17 protein-coding genes are annotated in these 22248 nt (G+C 53.9%); 8 read left to right on the forward strand and 9 right to left on the reverse strand.

Annotation, left to right across the window (positions count from 1 at the left end):
* The first annotated feature begins 194 nt into the window (after positions 1-194).
* Both bhsA and SGR01S_RS04935 read left to right on the forward strand, forming a co-directional pair.
* On the forward strand, positions 195-449 hold the full coding sequence (gene bhsA / locus SGR01S_RS04930; protein WP_037423396.1) for a multiple stress resistance protein BhsA: 255 nt from the start codon (positions 195-197) through the stop codon (positions 447-449).
* Positions 450-899: 450 nt separating this feature from the next.
* A complete protein-coding gene (locus tag SGR01S_RS04935) occupies positions 900-2246 on the forward strand; it encodes a condensation domain-containing protein (protein WP_061806735.1) in 1347 nt (448 codons plus the stop codon).
* A gap of 117 nt (positions 2247-2363) precedes the next feature.
* Here the strand turns inward: SGR01S_RS04935 and SGR01S_RS04940 are convergent, their stop codons facing one another.
* Positions 2364-5459, reverse strand: a complete 3096-nt coding sequence (locus SGR01S_RS04940) for an amino acid adenylation domain-containing protein (protein ID WP_061806736.1) — start codon at positions 5457-5459, stop codon at positions 2364-2366.
* 72 nt (positions 5460-5531) lie between these two features.
* Complete coding sequence (locus SGR01S_RS04945) at positions 5532-7133, reverse strand: condensation domain-containing protein (protein WP_061806737.1); 1602 nt, start codon at positions 7131-7133, stop codon at positions 5532-5534.
* 506 nt (positions 7134-7639) lie between these two features.
* On the opposite strand from SGR01S_RS04945, the gene SGR01S_RS04950 reads away from it, so the two are divergent.
* The 4 genes from SGR01S_RS04950 (at position 7640) to SGR01S_RS04965 (ending at position 15019) form a co-directional block, all read left to right on the forward strand.
* Positions 7640-9763 (forward strand): TonB-dependent receptor, encoded by a 2124-nt coding sequence (locus tag SGR01S_RS04950; RefSeq protein ID WP_061806738.1) that lies wholly within the window; start codon positions 7640-7642, stop codon positions 9761-9763.
* A 256-nt stretch (positions 9764-10019) separates the two neighbouring features.
* Complete coding sequence (locus tag SGR01S_RS04955; RefSeq protein WP_061806739.1) at positions 10020-12941, forward strand: condensation domain-containing protein; 2922 nt, start codon at positions 10020-10022, stop codon at positions 12939-12941.
* A gap of 46 nt (positions 12942-12987) precedes the next feature.
* A complete protein-coding gene (locus tag SGR01S_RS04960) occupies positions 12988-14220 on the forward strand; it encodes a YncE family protein (RefSeq protein ID WP_061806740.1) in 1233 nt (410 codons plus the stop codon).
* A gap of 214 nt (positions 14221-14434) precedes the next feature.
* Positions 14435-15019, forward strand: coding sequence for a flavin reductase family protein (locus tag SGR01S_RS04965; protein ID WP_037423375.1), 585 nt, complete (start codon positions 14435-14437; stop codon positions 15017-15019).
* A 62-nt stretch (positions 15020-15081) separates the two neighbouring features.
* Here SGR01S_RS04965 and SGR01S_RS23615 read toward each other — a convergent pair whose 3' ends face one another.
* The 3 genes from SGR01S_RS23615 to SGR01S_RS04970 form a co-directional block, all read right to left on the reverse strand.
* Complete coding sequence (locus tag SGR01S_RS23615; protein ID WP_073963407.1) at positions 15082-15318, reverse strand: hypothetical protein; 237 nt, start codon at positions 15316-15318, stop codon at positions 15082-15084.
* A gap of 60 nt (positions 15319-15378) precedes the next feature.
* Positions 15379-15522: a hypothetical protein gene (locus SGR01S_RS24325; protein ID WP_165392846.1), complete on the reverse strand. Its 144-nt coding sequence runs from the start codon at positions 15520-15522 to the stop codon at positions 15379-15381.
* A gap of 147 nt (positions 15523-15669) precedes the next feature.
* Entirely contained in the window at positions 15670-15918 is a 249-nt protein-coding gene (locus SGR01S_RS04970) for a hypothetical protein (protein WP_037423372.1), read from the reverse strand.
* 210 nt (positions 15919-16128) lie between these two features.
* Between SGR01S_RS04970 and SGR01S_RS04975 the strand changes: the two genes are divergently transcribed.
* Entirely contained in the window at positions 16129-16770 is a 642-nt protein-coding gene (locus SGR01S_RS04975) for a DsbA family protein (protein ID WP_037423370.1), read from the forward strand.
* 3 nt (positions 16771-16773) lie between these two features.
* Here SGR01S_RS04975 and SGR01S_RS04980 read toward each other — a convergent pair whose 3' ends face one another.
* A complete protein-coding gene (locus SGR01S_RS04980) occupies positions 16774-17496 on the reverse strand; it encodes an acid phosphatase (protein ID WP_037423368.1) in 723 nt (240 codons plus the stop codon).
* A 249-nt stretch (positions 17497-17745) separates the two neighbouring features.
* Here SGR01S_RS04980 and feaR point away from each other — a divergent pair, with 249 nt between their 5' ends.
* A complete protein-coding gene (gene feaR / locus SGR01S_RS04985) occupies positions 17746-18660 on the forward strand; it encodes a transcriptional regulator FeaR (RefSeq protein ID WP_061806896.1) in 915 nt (304 codons plus the stop codon).
* A 36-nt stretch (positions 18661-18696) separates the two neighbouring features.
* Here feaR and SGR01S_RS04990 read toward each other — a convergent pair whose 3' ends face one another.
* From SGR01S_RS04990 to tehB, 3 genes are all read right to left on the reverse strand, one after another.
* On the reverse strand, positions 18697-20196 hold the full coding sequence (locus tag SGR01S_RS04990; RefSeq protein ID WP_061806741.1) for an aldehyde dehydrogenase family protein: 1500 nt from the start codon (positions 20194-20196) through the stop codon (positions 18697-18699).
* A gap of 275 nt (positions 20197-20471) precedes the next feature.
* Complete coding sequence (gene leuE, locus SGR01S_RS04995; RefSeq protein WP_037423363.1) at positions 20472-21110, reverse strand: leucine efflux protein LeuE; 639 nt, start codon at positions 21108-21110, stop codon at positions 20472-20474.
* A 168-nt stretch (positions 21111-21278) separates the two neighbouring features.
* A complete protein-coding gene (gene tehB, locus SGR01S_RS05000) occupies positions 21279-22139 on the reverse strand; it encodes an SAM-dependent methyltransferase TehB (protein ID WP_061806742.1) in 861 nt (286 codons plus the stop codon).
* Positions 22140-22248: the final 109 nt, after the last annotated feature.

The raw sequence follows: 22248 nt of genomic DNA on the forward strand, positions 1-22248 counted from the left end.
TGATTGATTTCTGGTCGTCAGGTTGTCTGTGATGTCAGCATAGTGGGGGAAATTGTATGCTTAGGTAAATAACTCCGATTTTTCAGCTGTCTGACAGAAATGTTATCGGCATGTCACTTTGGGGTCAGCAACCCCTGCTTAGAATCACCTCACCAGGCTGAATCTGGCCCGGTCAATCAAATGAGGTGGTTATTATGAAAACGATTAAATATGTTATGGCGGCGTTTATTCTGGCTGCGGTTTCAACCAGCAGCTTTGCCGCTAACAGCGTCAACTCCGGCGAAGGGCTGACTAAAATCGGTGTGGTCTCCGCTGGCGGAGCACTGACGCTCTCCAGTCTGGAAAATAAACTGGCGAAAAAAGCCGATCAGGCCGGAGCCAGTTCATACCGCATTATTGCCGCCAGTGGGGGCGATAAACTCCACGGTGTGGCGGTGATTTATCAATAATGGCAGGTAAATGCCGTTTAACCGGGGCGGTGTCGTCACCACGGCCCCGGTAGCCCAAATATGTAGCCGAGTTCTTTTCTTGTTGCCCCACCATTAGCGGTACCTATTCAGCCTCTCGCCTTTCTTTTTTGTCGCATGAACAGATTATTCTATATTCATGAAAATGATAATAAGTGTTATTATCATTTTCATTTGTAACTGAATCGAAACATTTTCAGTGCGGTGAGATGGACGTTTTAACACGACGACATCGTCTTGCTGTTACGTGCGCCAGGGGGGCAAGCACGCAAACCACAATAAAAAGGATCACGCCGGGCAGCCTGTAAATAGGTCGTCAGGCCGTGTCCGGTATTTACCCCGTATTAGCCGTTATTAGACGTAATCTGCGGCGGCGGGGTTTTGGCTTCCGTTGTTTCAACATTTGTTTATGGCTTATCAAAGGTAGGTAACATGTCGGAAACTGTTTTGGCTACAGAATGGCTGCCGCTGACACCGGCGCAGTTAGACTTCTGGGAAGAATTTACTTTGCATCCCGGGCAGCCTTTTTCCACCGTCGCCCACGTCACTGAATTATGCGGAGCGGTAGACGAGATGGCGCTGTGTCGGGCGATTACCCTCACTCTTGCAGAAACACAGGCATTTGCATTGCGGTTCAATGCAGGCAATGGCGAACGTCCGCCACAGCAGCGTTATGATCCTTCGTGGGCACCGGCGTTGAACCGTATTGACCTGCAAGAGCAGCCGGATCCCTATCAGTCCGCGATGCGCTTGATACAGGCGGATATTGCGCAACCCAGGGATCTGCGCAACCAGCCGTTGGCGGCAATGTGGTTAATCAAACTGGAGCCGTCTCGCTTTATCTGGTTCGTTCGTGCGCATCATATCGTGATCGATGGATTCGGTATGGCGTTAGTCGAACACCGTTGTGCGGCGCTGTATGCGCACTTTCTTAGTCACCATGCCATAGGGCAAGCATTGGGTGCGTTCGACGCTTTCCAGCATCATGAGCTGGCCTATGTCGCTTCTGAACGTTGTACTAAGGATCGTCTTTTTTGGCAGCGTTATTTACCGTCGTCACAGACGTTACCGACGGTACGCAAAGGCGGCAGGGAATATGGTGTGAAATATCTGAGCACCAGCACGGCACTGCCGGACGAGATCTCGCAGCGACTGCGTTGGCTATCGGAGCGCAGCGGCATCGGCTGGCCTGATCTGCTACTGACACTGTCAGCCGCCTGGTTATTCTTTACCTTGCCACCGTTACCGCATGATAGGGGCGATACGCGCACCATGTGGATGCCAGTGATGAACCGTCGTAGCAGCAAGGCGACCAACACGCCCGCGCTGGCGGTTAATACACTGCCGTTTTTGGTCTCGCTGGGTGTGGAAGAGACACTCGGGCATTTTCTTTCCAGCATGGCGCAGACGTTGCGAGAGCTGCGTAGCCACGCTGGTTACCGTCTGCGGCAGATAGCCGCCGATCGCGGCGTGACACCTGCTTCGCGTTTATTTATTTCCCCATTTATCAATGTCCAGCCGTTTGATCCTGCTGGTTTTAGCGGGTGCAACAGCACACGCAAGGTACTGGCGGGTGGCTCGGGTGACGGCGCTAATCTGACTTTCCGTGGTCGCACTGATGCTGACGATTTACATCTGGATATTGATATCTACGTGCAGCAGTTCCCTGATATTGGGGTTGCTGACTTCGGCAACGCCCTACAGGGTTTTTTACTGCGAGCATTGAGAGAAGAGGCGTTGGAGACCAGGGTTGGTGAACTGGTAGCGGTGCCCGCCTGATTGCGAATAACCCGGCGTAATAGCTAAACCAATAGGGGTTGAACACGTTCGACCCGATTTACTCCTGGATGATACGAGCGGGCGCAGCACATACCGCGCCCCTACGTTTAAACCGTATTAGCGCGCCAGCAGTGCCGCGACCTCCCGTGCATTTTTGCAAGGAATAAGCAGTGTGGGTGGCAGACGGGTGCCGAAGGCATCATTGAGCTGGGTAGCCACTTGCCTAATGTGCGGCAGTTTCAGCCCCATGCTGATAAAGGCTGTTTCTTCTCCCCACTCAGGGCGTGGCGTTGCACCGATAGCCTGCAAATAGATAGCCAAAATCTTATCGCTGTTTACCGGTGGTGAACTTGGCAACGGCGCTGCGCAGGCGTTCAATCCCGCTGCTGCACGATCAACACTGAACGCGGCACGGATGCGGTGGCGGTCTGTTTTACCGTTGCCGGAAAGCGGTAGCGTTTCAGTGTGGATAAAGCGCGTTGGGATATGAGTGCAGGGCAGGTAGCCGGTGGAAAAGGCGCGGATGGCCGCCAACGACAGCGGTTTGTCGTCATGGGTAAGGTACATCGCTCCCAACGTGGCTTCTGCATTATCTCCGCCAGGATAGTCCACCACCACAATGTCGAGGATCGCCTCGTGCCCACGCAGTACATCTTCAATCTCCGGTAATGAAACGCGCACGCCACGGATTTTCACGTAACCGTTCACCCGGCTGGCGAACAGAATATTACCATCTGCACGATAGTAACCCTGATCGCCGGTGCGGAAGGCACGCAGTGGTTGCCCGTCGGGGCCGTCCAGAGTGACGAAGTCATGCTGTTTTAAATCACCGTCTTCCAGATAACCCAACGCCAGATTAACTCCCGCTGTATGAATACGGCCAACCACCCCTGTCGGGCAATGGGTGCCGTCGTCATGGCAGATAAAGTATTGGTTGGCCGGCAACGGTTGCCCATAGGGCACGGTGCCGGTGTCCTGTTTTGCAATTGGGTGCCAGATGCTCCAAATGGTGGTTTCTGTCGGGCCACCGAGTGAGAACAGGCTGATATCCGGGCGCAAACTCCGTAATAGTTGTACTGTTGCCGGCTTGATGTAATCGCCACCTTGGGCCACCAGGCGCAGTGAGTGCAGACTGTCGTCGGTTTTGCAGGTGAGCAGCATTTCCAGAATCGCAGGCACCGAACACCACAGGCTGACACGATGGCGCTCTACCAACTGGTTCCAACTGATGGCGTCTTTTTCCTGATGCGGTGCCGGTAACACCAGTGTCGCTCCGGCGCTGAGCGAACCGAACAGATCAAACATCGACATATCATGGTGCGGCGGCGTGACCGAGATCATCACGTCATCAGTGGTAACCGCCCAGCGTTGCAGGGTTTGGCCGATGACGTTGGCAGTCGCGCGGTTGTTGAGCACTACGCACTTCGGTTTGCCAGTGGTGCCGGAGGTATACAGGTAATAGCTGGCCTCGGTGCTGACGCTGCGTTCGGCCAGCGTCTGGCTGTCGGGCAATGCCGGGTTGCCTGCTGCCGGATCACGCAATTCTGCTGGCGTCACCCCATGCAGCGTATCGAGTTCACCGTGATGGACCACCAGATCCGGTCGACAGTTAGTCAGCAGATAAGCGGCACGCTCTGGTGGTGAATTGATGTCGATCGGCACCCAGATAATACCTAGCAGCGCACAGGCCAAAGAGATCGTCACATGTTCCGGGCTGCGTGCCAGATACAGTGCCAATACATTGCCGCGCCCCAGACCACGTTGTTGCAGATTGGCCATCACGGTGCCGATCTGTCGGCCAAGTTCTGGGTAAGTCAGGCTTTGTTGATCGCAAATCAATGCAGGTCGTGGCTGTGGGTCGTTAAACAACCGTTCAGCCAACTGTGCCAGGTACGGATAGGCGGTAAATGTCGCCTCGTTTTGGTTATGGCGGTAGTGCTGATAATCGATAAATTGCGCCGGGGTGATCTCCAGATCGCCACCCTGGCAGATTAACGTTATCCGGCGTTGCAGGGCATCCAGCATCGTCTGCACCTGCTCACCGTCCAATGCCTGTTCGGCATAGTCGACACACAGCAGCAAATTCTTGTCGGCATCTTGCGTCAACCGAATATCGATCGCCACCTGCGGTGTCTGCGTCACGCCGTCATGGTAGCGCACGGGGGCATTGGTTGGCAGCGTCTCCCAGCCTAAGCAATTGGTGAGGATCACAGGCAGCGCAGGTGATCCCTGACTGCGGTTAAACAACTGTCGCGCCAAATCAACACCGGAAAATGTGAGATGGTCGAGCGCACCTAATACGTTGTCTTGTAATGCCTGCGCACGGCTGACAAAGGTGCCGCCCTGACGCGCATAGCGCACCGCCACGAAGGTGGAAGCGTTGCTGAGTGAGCCGTCCGCAGCTGGAAAGGCGACAGGGATACCGACGCACAGTTCGCCATCGGTGGTCCACTGCGCCAGCGTATCAAGGATCAGTGCAGACAGGCTGCTGTTACGCAGCAATGCATGAGCAGAACCCAGTCGTGAGAACTGCTTTAACGTCTCGCGTGGCAGGGTTAGGTTGGCACGGCGGTAGCGTGAAGACTTGATATTAGCCAATGGAGTACGCCACGGTAGTGCCGACGGCGTGGTGACGTTCTGCAACTTGGCTTGCCAATAGGCAGCATCCGCCTGGCGCTGTTCTGCGCTGGCGACGGCAGGGGGTGTCGGTGGTGCAACGGGCTGCAGCGGAGCATCGTCAAATAACCGGGCAATTACAGTAGAAATACCCTGACCATCGAGGATCATCGCATCGAAGCTGGTGAAAATCACGGTGTCGTATTGGGCGCCTGTGGCGTCCTGTCTCTCCGGCAACTGAATGACGGCGATACGCCACAGAGGCTGTGTAGGATCGTGACGCTGGTGCGAATATTGATTGCGCAGGGTTGCCAGCTGTTGTTGTGCGGCCTGATGATCGAGTGCCCGCAGATCATGTCGATCCAAATTCAGCGTGGCTTCCGGCCGAACATGTTGAGTAAATCGCTGCGGATCGATGCAAGTGCGAAGCGCCGCGTAATGTTGTACCAGTTCACTCAGTCGACGTTCCAACCGCACCACGTCCAACTGCAGGCCGCGATATTCGCGAAAGTCGTGCATTGCCACGCCGCCGAGCGGCCATTGTTCGCTGCGCCCGAGCAGATAAGCCTGCTGTAGCGTGCTTAATGGTGTCTCCATGGTATATCCCTATTGTCGCTAACCAACGAAAAAGAAAGCAGGGCGCGTGAGGCTACGCACCCGGAACCGATATCAGGCTTTGGGTGCCAGCACCTTCAGCAGCATTTGCACACCTTCAGCAGCATTGGGCGCCCGTTCGCAGATCAAGGCGGCAAGTGCCGTAGGGGTAGGGTGGGCCACCACATCTTCTGGGGTCAGCGCCACCGACAGATATTTGTTAAGCACGGCCAATAAGGCCAGCAGGCCGTCCTGCGGCAGTTGTAAGGCATTGATGTCATCGTCATCACCCAGTTTGTCGTCTGGGGCAACACGTGCTAACAGTCGATGTAGCAATTGGCGTACCGGCACTTGGCGGTCCAATGCGTGTGCGGAGCATTGTGACAACCACTGCGTCAGTGGTTGATTGAAACTGTCTGGCCGGTTGGCCGCCCGTTTCAGCAGCGCGCCGTAGGTGGCGAACAACTGTGGCAGCAGCCGATCCGGAAAAGCGTCCAGGCGCACGTCCCAGTTGATCAGAATGCCGCCGTTGGCGTGTGCTACCTGGGCATCTAGTGCGACCTGCGGGCCTTGGGAAATAACCCATTCCAGCGGACCAAAGGTACGGGTGACGTCGTCAGAAAACAGCGCTTTCCCGTGGATACCGAAACCGGCGGTAAAGACCACCGGCGAAGGCTGCATACTGCCTTGTAGCCGTGAAAGATCACGCATCACACTGACGCCGGGATAGTCGGCATGGGCAATCAACTCCGCTAGCTGCGTCATCAGGCGCTGGCAGAAGGCGGGCAGGTTTTCCGCCGGATTCAGCGTAATGCCAAGAAGAACCAGATTGGAAAAATCGCCAATGATGTTGTCGACATTATCTGCTTCCCGGTGGAACAACGGCACGTTCAACCGGAAGCGTGACAGGTTCCAGCCATAGCCGACGGTTACGGCAAACAGCGCCAGAAACAGTGATGAAAGCGTGATGTGATGTGCTTTGGCGGTATCTTCCAGCGCTTTGGTTTCTTTGGCGCTCAGTTGCAGCGCCAGCCGATCGCTGCGGCAGTGATCAGGCGTGCGTAACAGATGCGGAGCGGGGGGTAACTGAGTCAGACGTTCACGCCACCAGGTCTGCGCACGGGTGCGGCGAACCTGTAACGCCGTGTCGGCATGTTGGCGGTCCAGGTAGTCAAAATAGGGGACGCTGTTGTCATCGGGCGCTGTTGGGCATTGATGATAAAAACGCGCTAAATCCTCCATCAATACACGAAAACCCATCGCATCCCCGGCAATCATGTCCAGATCCACATGCAATCTGCTGTGGCCACCGGGCAACAGACTGAGGCTGATATCACAGGGAACACCTTGTTCCAGCGGCAATTTTTGGCTGCTTTTTGTCTGGCGTTTATCGGCAAGCCGGTTGGCAACGTGGAGGGTATCTGCGTGGCTAAAATCGTCCAGATGCAGGCAATGTTGAGGGCCACAGGCGTCAATCGTCTGCTGGCCATCTGCTGTCACGCGCAGGCGCAACATGGGGTGATGTAGGTAAAGAGCGGTAACGGCCTGTCTCAGTCGTTCGACATCCAGGTCATTGCAGTTAAATTCCGCATACAGGTGGGCAGACACGCCCCCCAGCGGCGCTTCAGATTGCCTGCCAACCCAGTAGGCAGCCTGCATCGTAGTCAACGCTTTCATCGGGTTTCCATCAGTATTGAGAGACTGTAAGAATATATGTCAATGTTAATGGTAATGAAAACCATTACTATTTTTATTTGCCTCAATAACACATGAAAAGAATGCGGTTAATACAGCTCTCTGCTCTTTTTTTGAAATTGTTAATATCAATATAGTTATGTTTTATATTCATTTTAAATTAAATTATTGGTTTTTGTCGTTACGGGTAACTTCTGTTTTATTCCTTTGGGTTATGACTTTTCATCTACACATTTATTTTCTTAAGTGATAATGATTTGCATTAAAATATGTAAAATATTATCATTATTAACATTTATTTACGTTTCCAGACAAAAAATCTGCTTCCGCCCGCTGTGCGTCTGGGGTGGGGCGGTTGTCTGCGGCAGGGATATGCAATAGCAAGGTCAGGAAGGCCGTAATGCCATTGTTAGTGTGAGAATCAGCGTCGTTACCTATGTGAAAACAATTAAATTTTTGTGCATCTGGGATGAAAGGAGAATACATCTATGAGCAAGCATTTAGCGGCTCAAAGGCATAAAATCGTAGGAAACAAGGAAAAAGCAGGCTTACAGGCCATTGGGGCATTTTCCTCACTATTTCTGGGTCTTTGCTCTCTGTCTGTAGGGAATGTTAACGCAGCAGCATTAGACGATAAGGTTCAGGAAACCGCAGACAGCAAACGTAACGACAACTGGCAGGACTCTGAGAGCCTGTTAGTGACCGGCGAAAAAATTAAACGCAGCATTTTTGATACCGGCTCCAGCGTACAAGTGTTCGACAGTGAGCGGATTTCTTCTATGCCCAATGCGTTGCAGGTTCCCGATTTGCTTCGCATGACCCCCAACGTGGTGGATTTGGGGATTGGTAACAACCTCCCAACGGTGCGCGGTATTGACGGTTCCGGGCCGAATGTCGGCGCCAATGCTTTCCTCAGCGGCACCCGCCCGCGCCTCAATCTGTCACTCGATGGCCGCTCATTGACCTATAACGAGCAGGCGTTCGGCCCGCAGTCGCTGTGGGATCTGGATCGTGTCGAAGTGTTCCTTGGCCCACAGAGTTATATTCAGGGGCGTAACGCCATTGCCGGCGCCATCGTGATGACCAGTAAGGATCCTACTTTTGACTGGGAAAGTGCTGTCAAGGGTGGGGTGGGTAACCAGCATTCATCACAGTTATCCGCCATGGCATCCGGCCCGCTGGTGGAAGATCAACTGGCATTCCGCGTTAGCGTTGATCGCCAGCGTCGCCGCAGTTATGCCGATCTGCCGGCTTATGCCCCGGTGGGGGATCCACGCGAGGTTGAAGCCACTACCGCCCGCGCCAAATTGTTGTTTAACCCGGCAGGTATGCGTGATCTGACCACCAAGCTGACCTTTAACCATTTTGGCAGCACCTCACCACAAAATGAGAGCCTCAACCCATTGGTTCACCCGACCAATCCACGTCATGACCCACGCCGAGCGGTGTTTAAAAGCAACTCGAACAGTGGCGTCTGGGATCTGGCTTGGGAGCAATCCGACAGCCTGACGCTCGAAAACCGGGTGATCTACACCGACTTTAATATCAACCGCCCTACAGCCTACAACATCCAATATGCTGAAATCGGTGGTAAAGAAGTGCATGTCGAGCCCGTTGCGCGCTTTGGCGGGCCGGACAGCCGCTTGCATGGGTTGGCGGGGTTGCGTTATTTCCACGCCAAGCAGGATGAGTTCGTCAATATTTTCGGCGGCTCCAGCTTTAAGGATAAAACGGACACCAATTCTGCCTTTGCCGAACTGACCTACGCCATCACGCCTGAGGTCGATCTTACCGCCGCCAGCCGTCTGGAGCGTGAGCACCGTCAGCGTACCGGTGGCAGCCAAGCCGTGCGTATCGACTTCGACGAAACCTACACAGTGTTCCTGCCGAAGCTGGACCTGGCCTGGAAGCCGACGGATACCCAGACTTACGGCGCCAAAGTGGCACGTGGTTATAACGCTGGCGGCGGTGGCATCACTATCGGCAAACCGGTGGTTAGTTATACCTATGGTTCCGAGTATGTCTGGAACTATGAGTTGTATACCCGTCATCACCTGAAAGATGCCAATGTCATTCTCACCAGCAATATCTTCTACAACGACTACAAGGACATGCAACTTCCGTACTCGTTGGGGCCAGACTCGTCGGTGATTCGCAATGCTGACAAGGTGGAAACCTACGGTGCGGAGATGGGGGCAACCTGGCAGCCGCGTTGGGACTTCGAGCTGTTCACCAACGTTGGCCTGCTGAAGACCAAGATTAAGAAGTTCTCGGGCAGTGGTGTAGAAGGTCATGAGTTAGCGCGTGCGCCAGCTTATACCGCCAACATGGGTGCGAAGTACCAGTTGATGGCTGGGCTGGAACTGAGCGGCAACGTCGCATTCTCAGATTCTTACTACTCACAGTACGACAATGACTCTCGTGGACATATCGGTTCTTACTGGTCGGCAAATACCCAACTGGCGTACACCTTCGCCTATGGTCGCGCCACCCTGTATGCACAGAACCTGTTTGATTCAGAACGTCGTGTGATGGTCAGTGGCAATGACGTGTATACAGCGTCCCAGCAGCGTCCGCGCATGGTTGGTGCTGCACTTGAACTGACATTCTGATGCCGTAGCAGCCTGTCTACACAAGGGGCGTATCAACGCCTGAGGTTGTTGACAATACTCGACGGTTTAAGGGTAGGGGCGCGGCAAGTTGCGCCCAATAGCATCATCGAAGGGGTAAATCGGGGCGAACTTGTTCGCCCCCTACGGTTTAGCACTTGCGTGAGTTTGTCAGCAGTCAGAGGGGCGTATTGACGTCTCTTCTTATCGTCAGCATTCCCCGATGTTCCGGCGTGGCCGGGCACAAGGAGATAAAGCAGTGAGCGGTTATTTTGACAATATTCTCAGCGATGACGAGGCCCAGCGTCTGGATCTGGCGTTCGAGACCCTGGGTGTTCGGGCGGATGACGCCAGTCAGTCATTGAGCGAAACGGAAGAGCTGGCGTGGTTCATGCACCAACAGCGGGGTGATGGGGGGAGTCAGCAGGCAATGGCCTGGCGGTTAGGCGGTGAGCCGGACATCGGCAGATTGGTCAGTGCGCTGGAAGCCCTGGGCCGATTAATGCCGGAACTGGATGTTCGCTATGACTTTGATGACGAGCAAGGTTTACGCAAACTGCGCGCGAATACGACCCTGAACCCGATAAGTATTCAGGCAGTGGCGAATGAGCAACAGGCAGTTAGTCACTTGTTGCAGGCGCAGGCCACCCCTCTCGAATTGGCACGTGAAGCGCCGGTGCGCTTTTGGGTTTTCACCGGTAATGATGTGGTATTGGGCGTCGTGGCGCACGATATTTTGGTGGAAACGTTGTCATGCCGACAGTTATTGAAGACGTTATCGGCACTGTATAACGGGAATGACCCTGCGCAAGGTTTTGAGGTGATACCGCCGGTTGCGCCACTGCCAGAAGCGACAGCCCTCGTGCTGCCGTGGCCGCGACAGGCGATGGCATTACGGGATTACCGCACATCTGTTGTCCAGGATGACGTTCTGGTACAGACCGGGGTGCGTATAGCGACCCGTGTTGCGCGTAAAATCCTGCCTGTTGCTGATAACCCGGCGACGTTATTGGCAGCGATCGCTGCTCGTTTTGGCCGCTTTATCTCAGCCCAGTCCGGTGGATTGCCGGTACAACTCTGCATCCCGCAGGATGATGCACAGCAGGCACTCGGCGTGGAAACCTGGATGAGCGCTGCCCGGCTGAAACGCCTGACGCTACACCCTGCTGATCCCGAAGTGGAAAACCGGCTGCTGGCGCAACAAACGGCGGAAGCCCCCAATCCACAGGTGGCCCAATTGTTGGTGACCTGGTTGGCGGACCCATCTGTGGCTCTGCAACTTGACGGTGTCAGTGCTGAACGACTGTTGCTGCCGCCGCTGCACACGCCTTTTGAATTGGTGCTGGCGCTGAGCCTGCCCGATCCGGATTCGGTGGTACTGGAACTGATCGCGGATCCTCGTTTAACACCGCACGCAGCCCCGTTCCTGTTAGAGCAGTTTGTCGCTTTCCTGGCGGGGCGGACTATCACGACGGCGCTGCTTCCTGCCGTTGAGCAGCCGTTAGCTGTAGTTGAGCACGCCTTGCCCGTGAATGATGGGCAAGAAAATGACGCGATCGCCCAACTGATCCTAGCGGAGTTCCGCGAGGCGCTGGTTGCACCAGAGATGACCGTTGATGAAGATTTCTTCGATCGCGGCGGGCATTCGCTGGTGGCCACCCGAGTGATCGGCCGTTTGCTTAGCTTGCATCGTATAGAGCTCAACATTAACGATCTGTTCAGCCATGCCACTGCCCGCGGTTTGTCGGTTTATGCCAAACGTCATGTTGCGACAGCGCCGGCAACGCAGGAGCTCGTCACGCAACAGCAGGGCGAAGCCGTCCAGGCTCCGTTGTCGCTGGCACAACATTCCCTGTGGAAAGTTTATGAGGCGTTCGGTCACGACGAAATCTTCAATCTGCCATTCGCTATTAGCTTCCTTGATCCGGTAGATGAAACGGCGTTGCGCCAGGCATTTATTGATGTGATGACACGCCACAGCGTATTGCGTTCGCTGTTTATCGAGCGCCACGGTGAGGTATGCCAGCAAGTGGTGCCCGCCGCTGAACTGTTGGACTATGCCTGGTTCCGCTTCTCTCATGAAACACCGGCCGGTAACGGCAGTGAATTGCTGGCCAAAGCGGGCGAACACCGCTTTAACCTCACCACGGAGCTGCCGCTGCGTGCCACCTTCCTGCGTGACGCGGCAACCGGCCAGCAATTGTTGTCGTTGCTGTTCCATCATGTCGTGCTGGATGAATGGTCGCTAAACCTGATGATGGACGAATTGGGCATCGCCTATCGCTACCGTGTCGCGGGGCAGAAGCCACAATGGACAAACGATGTGCCGCAGTTTTATGCCTTTGCCCGGCAGCAACAGGCTGGCGGTGTCGCACAACAGCATTTGGATTACTGGCTGGATAACTTGCGTGATGCACCGGTAGGGCAGCCGCTGTTCCAGCAGGAACCATCACATCATCCTGCCGTACCGGCAGAGGCCGATGTCAACGGGGGATGGCTGGAGTTTGACGTCGATCCTGCGGTGGCGGATGGGCTATACGCCCAGGCCAGGAAGAACAATGCCTCATTGTTCAACGTGGTTTATGCCGGTATCACCTCTGCTCTGCGCCTCCTCGGCGGCCCGGCAGATCTGCTGGTGGGTACGTCTACCTCCGGGCGCAACGACGCTGAGTTCTTCGACACCATTGGCTACTTTACTACCGTGGTGGTGCACCGGGTGCGCTTCGCCGAGCAACTCACGGTGGCTGGCCTGATCGAGCAAGTCAAGAACACCATCAATGGCTCGATGCCCTACACCGATATCCCAATTGATCTGGTGGAAGAGGGGTTATTTGGTGCGCATGCCGATCGCAAGAATCACATGTTCGAAGTGTTCATCCAGATCCACAGTCGCATCAAGCTCAACGGGGCATTCACCCTACAAGACGGCAGCACGGTAGCGTATCGCCAGGTTGAACCGGAGAAAACTGAATCACTGCTCGGTTTGCAGTTTGAAGTGATGGAAGAAAACCTCGACGGCGTGAAATCCCTGCGCGTGATGATGACCTATCGAACCGATCACTACACCGCGCAACAGGCGGGGCTGATCGCCGATACCATTCAACACGTGTTCTTGCATTTTTCCCAGCAGGACGGTGGGAATATGCCGCTTGCGGACCTGCCGCCGGCACCGCAGCAATGACGTTGTTCACCCTAACTGACTTTATTACTTTCATGGAGATAAATGGATGTCTGGAACAATAGGATCACCTCGCGCTTTACTGTCATTGTTGATCGCCACGTCGTTGGTGGTGGCCGGTGCGGCTCAGGCTCGCGACACAGGGATCAAACCTGAAGATATCAAGCGTCAGCCATTATCGTCGGCATTGGTGGAGATGGCTTATAGCCCAAGCCAACAGTCGCTGTTTGTCAGCGCCCCGGACTGGAAGGAAGAGGCTCGCTCTCGTGTGTTGCGTTTAGATCCAACCACGCTGGCAGTGCAGGCGGAAATCCCTCTGCAGGTGAAAGGCTTCGGCGTAGCGCTGGATGATGCCGGCCACCGGTTGTATCTGACACAAGGGTTTAACGGCTCGGTCGGTGTGGTGGATACCACCACCAATCGTGCGGTTGGCAATATTACCGTGACTGAAAAGTCGATGCTTGAGAAGACGTATAAAGACGCGGGTATCACCGGCAAACGGCTGGAGTTCCTGCTCGGGGAACTTAAGCGTTTCAAGATCACTGAAGACTACCAGTACCGGATCCGTGAAATGAAGTACGACGCGCAGACTGGCCGTCTTTTCTTACCTGGACTGGGGTTCGGGGTGGATAGCGTGCTGTTTGTAGTGGATACCCGCAACAAAAAACTGGAGAAAATGATCCCCGGTTTTGGCTATAACGCGGTAGGTATCACGCTTGATGAGAAAGGACGGCGCGTCTTTGTCTCCAATATGCAGGGGCAGCTGATCACGCTGAATGCCGATACGCTGGCGATCACATCCACCAAAGAGATCCAGGCGGATCAATTGCTGAACCTGGTGTATGACGGTAAGAACAACCGTCTGTTAGGTGTGGATCAGGGGATCGATCGCGACAATTACCGCAACACGCATCTGGGGCACGATTACGTGAAGCGCAGTAGCGGGCACCGGGTCTTTGCATTAGACGCGGACAGCGGCAAGGTATTGGCCAGCGAGCTGACCGATGAGGTGCCGATTGGCCTGCTGTTGGACGAGAACAATCAACGGGTATACGTCACCAACCGCAAAGGGGTTCGTGTTGAGCACGGAGTGGGGACGCTGACGGTGTTTGACTCGAAGACCCTCAAGCGACTGCAGACGGTAGAGTTGCCACCGCACCCGAACAGCCTGGCGCTGGATACCAGCAACAACGTGTTGTTTGTGACGGTGAAAAACGACGGTGCCAGTACTAAGACCGGTAAACCAGAAAGCGTCGTGCGCATCCAACTACCAAAAAACTAGTTTTACCCTATTGCGCCAGTGAATGCTGGCGCAGTATCTCCTCGCCAAACCTCAATGCATCGGCAACCTCAGGCTTATCATAGGTACACATTCCGTGCTTCTGTGCCGCCAACGTGATTGATCACCACAGCAACGCAGATCTACACTGCAAAGCACAGGCAAACGCCGCTTTACCTTAAGTTTGATCACCCAGAGATATCAATAAGGGCCTCCCATGAATCATTTTCGTCCCGTTGCACTGGAACATGCCAGCCGCTTGCTTAACCATGGCCCGACGGTGTTGATTACCAGCAGAAGTCAGGATGGTGCACGGCGCAATGTGATGGCTGCCGCCTGGTCGATGCCGGTTGAATTTACGCCGCCGCGGATTGCTATCGTGGTCGATAAAAATGCGCATTCCCGACAGATGATCGAAGAGAGTGGGGTGTTTGGCATCTGCATTCCTGCGGCGATGTTTATCGACACGACTTATGCAGTGGGCAACATTTCGGGGCAAGAAGTGGAAGATAAATTTTCCCGGTTCAATATTGCTACGTTCCCCAGTGCCAGTCTGAACGTGCCCTTGATAGAGCAAGGGTGCGTGGCGTGGTTGGAGTGCCGCCTGTTACCTGAAAGTGGTGCGCAGCAGAAATATGATACCTGTTTTGGTGAGGTGATTGCCGCCGCCGCAGACGAACGTGTGTTTCACGGTGGCCGTTGGAGCTTTGCCGACGCAGATCCGCAATTGCATACTATCCATCATTTGGGCGCCGGTAATTTTATTCGCAGCGGCGATACCCTGCGAGCCAAAGCATTGTAAGTGATTCCCCCTAGCGCCTGTGTAGGGGGATATTTTAGCTATTGCGTGTCCAATCACTGACATTAATCGTTGTGCGCGTGGCGGAACTCCGGAGCCTGTTTCTCTGGCGCTTTCTTATGCGGCTTTCTGAGTGGTTTTTTATTGTGGTGTGGTTTGGGCTGCACTTTATTGCTATGCGGTTTCTTATTATTCTGATGAATAACTGGTTTGCCATTATATTCACTGACAGGAGGTGCAGCAAAAACCGATGTGCAATTTAATAACAATACGGCTGAAATAACAAATAGTAGTTTTTTCATTATGATGACCTGCACGCTAAATTTTATATTCTTGGTAAGTGTCAACGATATGAGCGCTATTTAACGTGGCCCGTTAAAATAATGTCCGTGCCCGCCTGGACCACCACGCCCACCGCCACCGCCGCCACCCGGTGGTGGGAATATACAACCGGAAAGCATTGCGCTAATAGTCAGCGCGCTGATGAACATCAGAATACGACGCATAATATACCCTTTTAACTTTACATTGAGGTGGCTAGTATCATCTTCTGCTGAGGGTGTTAGCAATATGGAAAGGGTAGGGAAACCGAAAAGGTTCTGTAAGTAGGATTATTCTAATCGAGAGGGTTACGGCTATTGAGACAGCACGAGTTAATATCCGGCGCTGAGCATTTCATCTCGTAATAAATCGACAATCGCTGGCTCTATGTCAGGGAATTGTCGGGTAATATCGTCAATGGCCTCTGCGACCGACGTGGCCGAAAAGGTACCGGAAAAAGGTAACAGTGGGAGGCTGGCATCACTGTCAGGGAATTCACCGCTGATGGTTCCGGTAATCACACCGGCTCTCTTTTCTGCGGTGAAGTCATATTCACCAACACTTTTATTAATCGCTGTCATTTTTACCTCGGTTCAGGCACTCCTGCGACAATCAGCATCCTCTTTCAAGCATAGTTCCTGGGCTGAGGAATACCACTGACAGGCCGCGCTATACCTTTGATGTGCGTCAATCCCACATAAACACAAGGTAATAAAGCCTGGCCTTAAGCCGATAATTTGATTATAAACACCGGCGTTAGGGACAATGATCTCATCTGAATTGGAGTAGGTATGTTGGCTAAAATTAATCGACTGATCGCCGGTACATTACTGGTTTTGTTACTTCCGACCATGGCTGCCGCGGCGGATTTTCGCGCTGGCGAACAATATAGTCGTCTGGATAAGCCTGTGGCCTCTGCGCCTGCGGTCGTGGAGTTTTTCTCCTTCTATTGCGGCCCGTGCTACCAGTTTGCTGATACCTACCACGTGGGGAGCACCGTCAGCCAGAAGCTGCCTGAGGGCACTAAACTGACCAAATATCACGTTGGCCTGATGGGGAAACTAGGCAATGAGCTGACCGAAGCCTGGTCGGTGGCGATGGTGATGGGCATTGAAGATAAAATTGAAGGTATGCTGTTTGACGAGCTGCAAAAGAAACGTGCTATCAACAGTGAAGAGGATATTCAGCGGGTGTTTGCCGCCGCCGGTGTTGACGCTGCTGCTTATGAGAACGCACGTCACAGCCTGCTGGTGAAAGGCATGATTGCCAAACAGAATGAAGCGGTGAAAGCGCTGGATGTACGCGCAACGCCATCATTTTATGTTTCCGGTAAGTACAAGATCGATAATGCCGGTATGTCGAGCCAAAGCATCGACGGCTACGCACAAGAGTATGCGGCCGTCGTTCGCTATTTGCTCGACACCCAGCCTTAAGCATTATTTTCCGGCAGGCAGGTCCAACGCGTGACGCAGTTCTTCGCGGGCCTGCTGGTATTGCTGCTGGAAATCTTGTTGGTGTGAGATCTGCTGGCTGATCACGCTACCGGCGATCCGACCCATTTCAATGTCCGACGGGTAGTGAATACCGGCAACCACGCGGTTGTCGCCGTATTGCCAGGCGCGAGCCATGATCTCGGCGCGTTTTTCCGGCACCATATTGGCCAGCGTAATGCCCATCAACGTGCCCAGCGTGGTGTGACCGGAAGGCCAGGAGCCGGAGGTAGAGCGTTTTACAATCGGTTCAATGCGGCTGTCCAGCATATGTGGACGCGGACGTTTCCAGAAGTCTTTGGCGGGATCAACCACGGCGGCTTCTGTCGCGACAACACGTTCAAAGAAGGCACTCAGTACCGGCAGCGCTTTGGCATTGAATTTCGGCCCCATAACGTTGCTATATACCCAAACATTTTCTTCCGCATCCGCCTTGGCCTGTGTGGCCATTTCCGGCGTCCTTTTCTGCTGCATATCCACGACTTCTTGCAGTTCCCGTTTGGTTTGCACGGAGTCATTGGCTGGCGGCGGCGGCAGGATCTGGGTCAGGTCAACCTGCTGTGCAGTTGTGAAGGGTTGTGCGTCTTCGGCGGCATAAACGCTGAACGCAGGCAGGGCGACAGCGGTGAATAAACACAGTGCCAGCGCAGATTTTTGTAATAATTTCATTAGGAATACCCATGGTGTGAAGGTGGCTGTCATCAAACTGAGCTCTATATTTGGCGAGCAATGTGATGGTTACATGAAGGGGACGTGTCAATTTGATGACTGCGCCTGTGTTGTGGGGGCAATCTGTGATCCCTGCGCCAGATCCCGGTCACGGCATTGATTGTATGTTATCGGATTGTTATGTTGGTTTTCTGTTCAATGCCGCTTGCGGTTCGACAGCGTTCATCGCTGATGTTTGAAGGGGAAGCCATGACAATTTCCGCACAGAGCAGGGAAGTCGGCTTTGAGGAGTGGCTGGCGAAAATCAATTCCGCCTGTGGCCGGTTTTGCGCCAAGACGCTGGGGCCTGGGTTTAGCGGTGCGATGCAAGAGTTCCGCGCCCATGCGCTACGCCTGAGTGTGGTTGATGCTGCCCATACCCGCCTGTATCGTACCCATCAAGAGATTGCCCGCAGCGACGGTTCGCACTTTTTCACTGTCTTTCAATTGCGTGGCAGTTCATTGATGGAACAGGGAGATCGGCAGGCGGTACTGTCTGCCGGCGACGTCACATTGATCGACGCTTCACGTACCAGCAGTTTTACCTTTCAACAAGATTCCCGCCAAATTTCGTTACTGATGCCACGCAGCTATTTCGAACAGTCTGCGCACGCGCCCGATTTGCAGTGTGCACGGCGTCTCGACGCACAAAACAGCGTAGTGCGACTTAGTCGGCAACTGGTGTTGGGCTGCATGCAAGACCCGCAGATGAGCGCCCCGGAGAGCGAAGCGATATTGAGCGCCGTCGCGACGTTGTTACATCCAGCGCTGGTCGATCGCGAGATTGAGGTTGATAGTCACCCGCGCAGCTTCACCCGAACGCTGGCGTTTATCGACACACATATTCAATCACCGCAGTTGCGGCCAGAATGGATTGCCAGTGAATTGGGCGTGTCGGTACGTAGTCTGTATCGGATGTTTTCCCGCCAGGGACTGGTGGTGGCGCAATATATCAAGCACCGCCGTCTGGATCTTTGTGCGCAGGCTCTGAGCCGTGCGCCGGAACGACAAAAGTTGGCAACTATCGGTTATGAATGGGGTTTTACCGATCACAGCCACTTCTCTACTGCCTTCAAAAGCCGTTTTGGCGTTTCGCCGAGCGAATACCGCAAACAGCATCAGTAGCACCATAAAAGGGGCTACTGATGCTTTGGACCATTCTTAGTAACGAATGCACACGGATTTGGATTCGGTATAGGCATCCAGCCAATCCGGGCCGAAATCACGCCCGCTGCCCGACTGTTTGAATCCACCGAAAGGCATATTGGCGTCGATCAACGTATGGGTGTTGACCCAAACCGTACCGGCCTGAATGCGTGGCGTGTAAGCCATCGTGGATTGCAAACTGGTGGTCCACAGACTGGCGGTCAAACCGTAGTCGGTATCGTTGGCCTTTTGCAGTGCTTCTTCGGCGTCTGCGACACGAATCAAATTGACCACCGGGCCAAAGACCTCTTCACGCGTCAGGTTCAGCTTGTCGTCCGGGTTAATCACCAGCGTTGGTGGGATATAGAACCCCTGTGAGTCTGGCCCGGATGCGCCGCTGATCAGCTCTGCCTGTTTGGACCTGGCGTCATCCAGATACGCGGCCACCTTATTGCGGTGATCGCTGGAGACCAGTGGGTTGATCTGCGCACTGGCATCCATTCCCGGCCCAACGGACAGTGATTTCACTGCCTGCTCGAACCCAGCCACCAGAGTGTCATAGATCGGCGCTTCAATATAAATTCGCGAACTGGCGGCGCACACTTGGCCCTGATTAAGGAAGCTGCCGGCCATCAGACCTTCGATGACCTGTTGTGGATCGGCATCTTTCAGGACGATAGCCGGGTTTTTACCACCGAGCTCCAGTGTTACACGTGTCAGGCGGTCCGCTGCGGCGCGCGCGATCCCTTTGCCAACGGGTGTGGAGCCGGTGAAGCTTACTTTGGCGATCAATGGATGTTCGGTCAGCGCTTTGCCACAACCGCTACCTTTACCGGTTACCACGTTGAATACCCCTGGCGGAATACCGGCTTCGGTTGCCAGTTCGGCCATGCGCAATACGGTAAGTGGGGTGGTTTCTGAGGGTTTGATGACGATAGAACAACCTGCGGCCAGCGCTGGCATCACTTTCCACATGGCGATCATCAATGGGAAGTTCCACGGCACAATACCGGCGACCACGCCAATCGGTTCTTTGCGGGTATACACCTGGTATTTGGCGCCTGGCGGCATCGGGATCGACACGTCTAGTGTCTGCCCGGTGATCTTGGTGGTCAGCCCGGCGGTGTAACGCATCCAGTTTAGCGTGCAGCCAACTTCGAACATACGCGCAATATTGATCGACTTGCCTTGTTCCAGCGTTTCCAGTTGTGCCAACTCTTCGGTGTGTTGTTCAACCAGATCGGCATAGCGTAATAATATACGTTCGCGCTCTGCGGGTAAGCGTTGTGCCCAGACCCCAGAGATAAATGCGTGGTGGGCAGATTGGACGGCGCGTGCGACGTCCTGCACGTTGGCGTCTGCGGTAGAGGAAATTTGCTGCCCATCGGCGGGGTTATACACTGCCAACCGACCTTCGGCGCTGGATTCACACCATTGGCCGTCGATATACAGACCATGATGACGATCGAGAAAACGTGAAACGTTGTCCATCACTGCTAGGGTATTGTCAGGCATACGCCCTCCGGTCAGACAAAATAGGTCGTACCCTTAATCCTTGACGCGACATTTGTGTTGGCTCTTCTCATCCGAATCACTCACTTGTGTCAGCTCATCGGGATTCGGTCGTTAGCCGCCTTGATGCAACGCCAATTATTTTGGGTAAATCGTTAACCTTTAAAGTCTACAGCAGGCAGAGAAGATCGACTTTTGTCTGCCTGACAATCGGTTTGCCCTGCGTGACATAACGGGGGAAGGCTAACGGCTGAACAAGTCAGCCGTTGTGAGCGAGGTTAGGAGCTGAGAGTGGCCAGGCGGGTAGCGAAACCGAGGAACAACAGGCCAATCAGACCGTTACCCAGTTTTGCCAGACCTTTCTTGTGATTAAAGAAATGCGCCAGCATCGCGCCGCTAAAGATCAGCGTAGTCATGTAGATAAAACTGACTGATTCGAGGATCAACGCCAGAATAGTGAACGAAAGGCCGGTGTGGGCATAGTCAAAGTCGATGAACTGCACGAAGAACGAAACATAAAACAGGATCGCCTTCGGGTTGGTCAGACTGAGTGTCAGTGATTTACGCAGGATGCTATGGCTGCCTTCAACCTGAGGATGTTGCTCCGCATTTTTCTGGATAAAGGTGGCATAGAGAATTTTTGCCCCCAGGAACAGCAGGTAAATCGCACCGAGAAATCGCACCAGCGTAAACAGGAATGGCGTCGTACGGATCAGTGAGGCTACGCCAATATAGGCGCAAAAAATCAGGATAGCATCGCCAATAAACACGCCCAGTGCGGCGGTATAGCCAGCGCGTACGCCACGTGTAACACCGGTTTTTAAAACGTATAGCGTATTCGGGCCTGGCAAAATGATGATGAAAATCACCCCGACCAGATAGGTCCAAAGATTCAGGACGCCAAAACTTTCTAACACAATAACCTCTCCATGCGCGGAACTGACAACCAATAACACTGGCTACACCCGTAGCCGGGCGCGATCCTAACGCCGTAACCACGGGTTGGCAACGTAATAAACTTCATGTTGTTTGCCGCATTTCGGCGCTGGCAGTCATGAGCCCGTTATACGGGGAGCGCGGGAATTTTATGGCTTGCGTGCCAGAAGCGTGGCAAAACGCAAAGAAATGCGATTGCCGGCAGCATCGGTTTTGTGTAATTGGCCAACGTCTTCGTTGTATTTAAGCACGTCCCAGTTGGCGTAATAGTTATTCAATTCACCCGCCTTAAAGGTGAACGGGAAGGGCAGAGCGCAAGGATAGTCTGGGGTATCCATCGCCGCGACGATCAGGTTGTAACCGCCACTGACAGTGCTGTCCTGCATGTTTTTCACCAGCGAGGGGATCTGCGCCGGATTGAGGAACATAAATACCACAGTGGAAAGAATAAAGTCGTACTCACCGCTGAAGCTACGCGTATTGAGATCCTGCACGCTGGCGCGAATGTGCGACAGGCCTTCGCTGTCGATAATGCTGTTGAGATTATCAATCGAGGGAGCGTGTTTGTCCCAGGCGGTGACATCGAAGCCTTTCAGATTGAGGTAGAGCGAATTGCGTCCGCCGCCACAGCCTAGATCCAGCGCTTTACCGGGCGCGATACGCTGCACGGCCTCAATCACTTCGGAATGGGTGCGCGTCAGTTGGTGCTTTTTGTGGTAGTAATCTTCAGGCGAACAATAGAAAGCCAGTTGGCAGGTCATATCATCAGAAAATGAAACGATGCGATGCCATTGTTGTGGTTCGATAAACGGCGGTTGGCTCTCGGGGCTAAACTGCCAGGTTTCGGTGGTTTCGCCCTCTTCGGTCATGAGCGCGAAGGTCAGCGTGCCACTCAGCAGGGTGAGTTTGGCCCAGGTGCCACTTTGGGTGTTGTGCTTTTGCTGGAAACTTTCCGGTAGCGTGGTGCTGTTCCATTCTGGCAGGGTTTTATAACACAGCAGCTCAGTCATGCATCTCTCCTTGGATTCTGCATTGCCGCACAGAGCGGACCAGCAGAATGATTTTATATGTTGCATATAAAATACATGTTTATTGTTGCATTGAAAATGCCCACGATCA

The sequence above is a fragment of the Serratia grimesii NBRC 13537 genome (genome assembly GCF_001590905.1).
GTDB lineage: Bacteria > Pseudomonadota > Gammaproteobacteria > Enterobacterales > Enterobacteriaceae > Serratia > Serratia grimesii.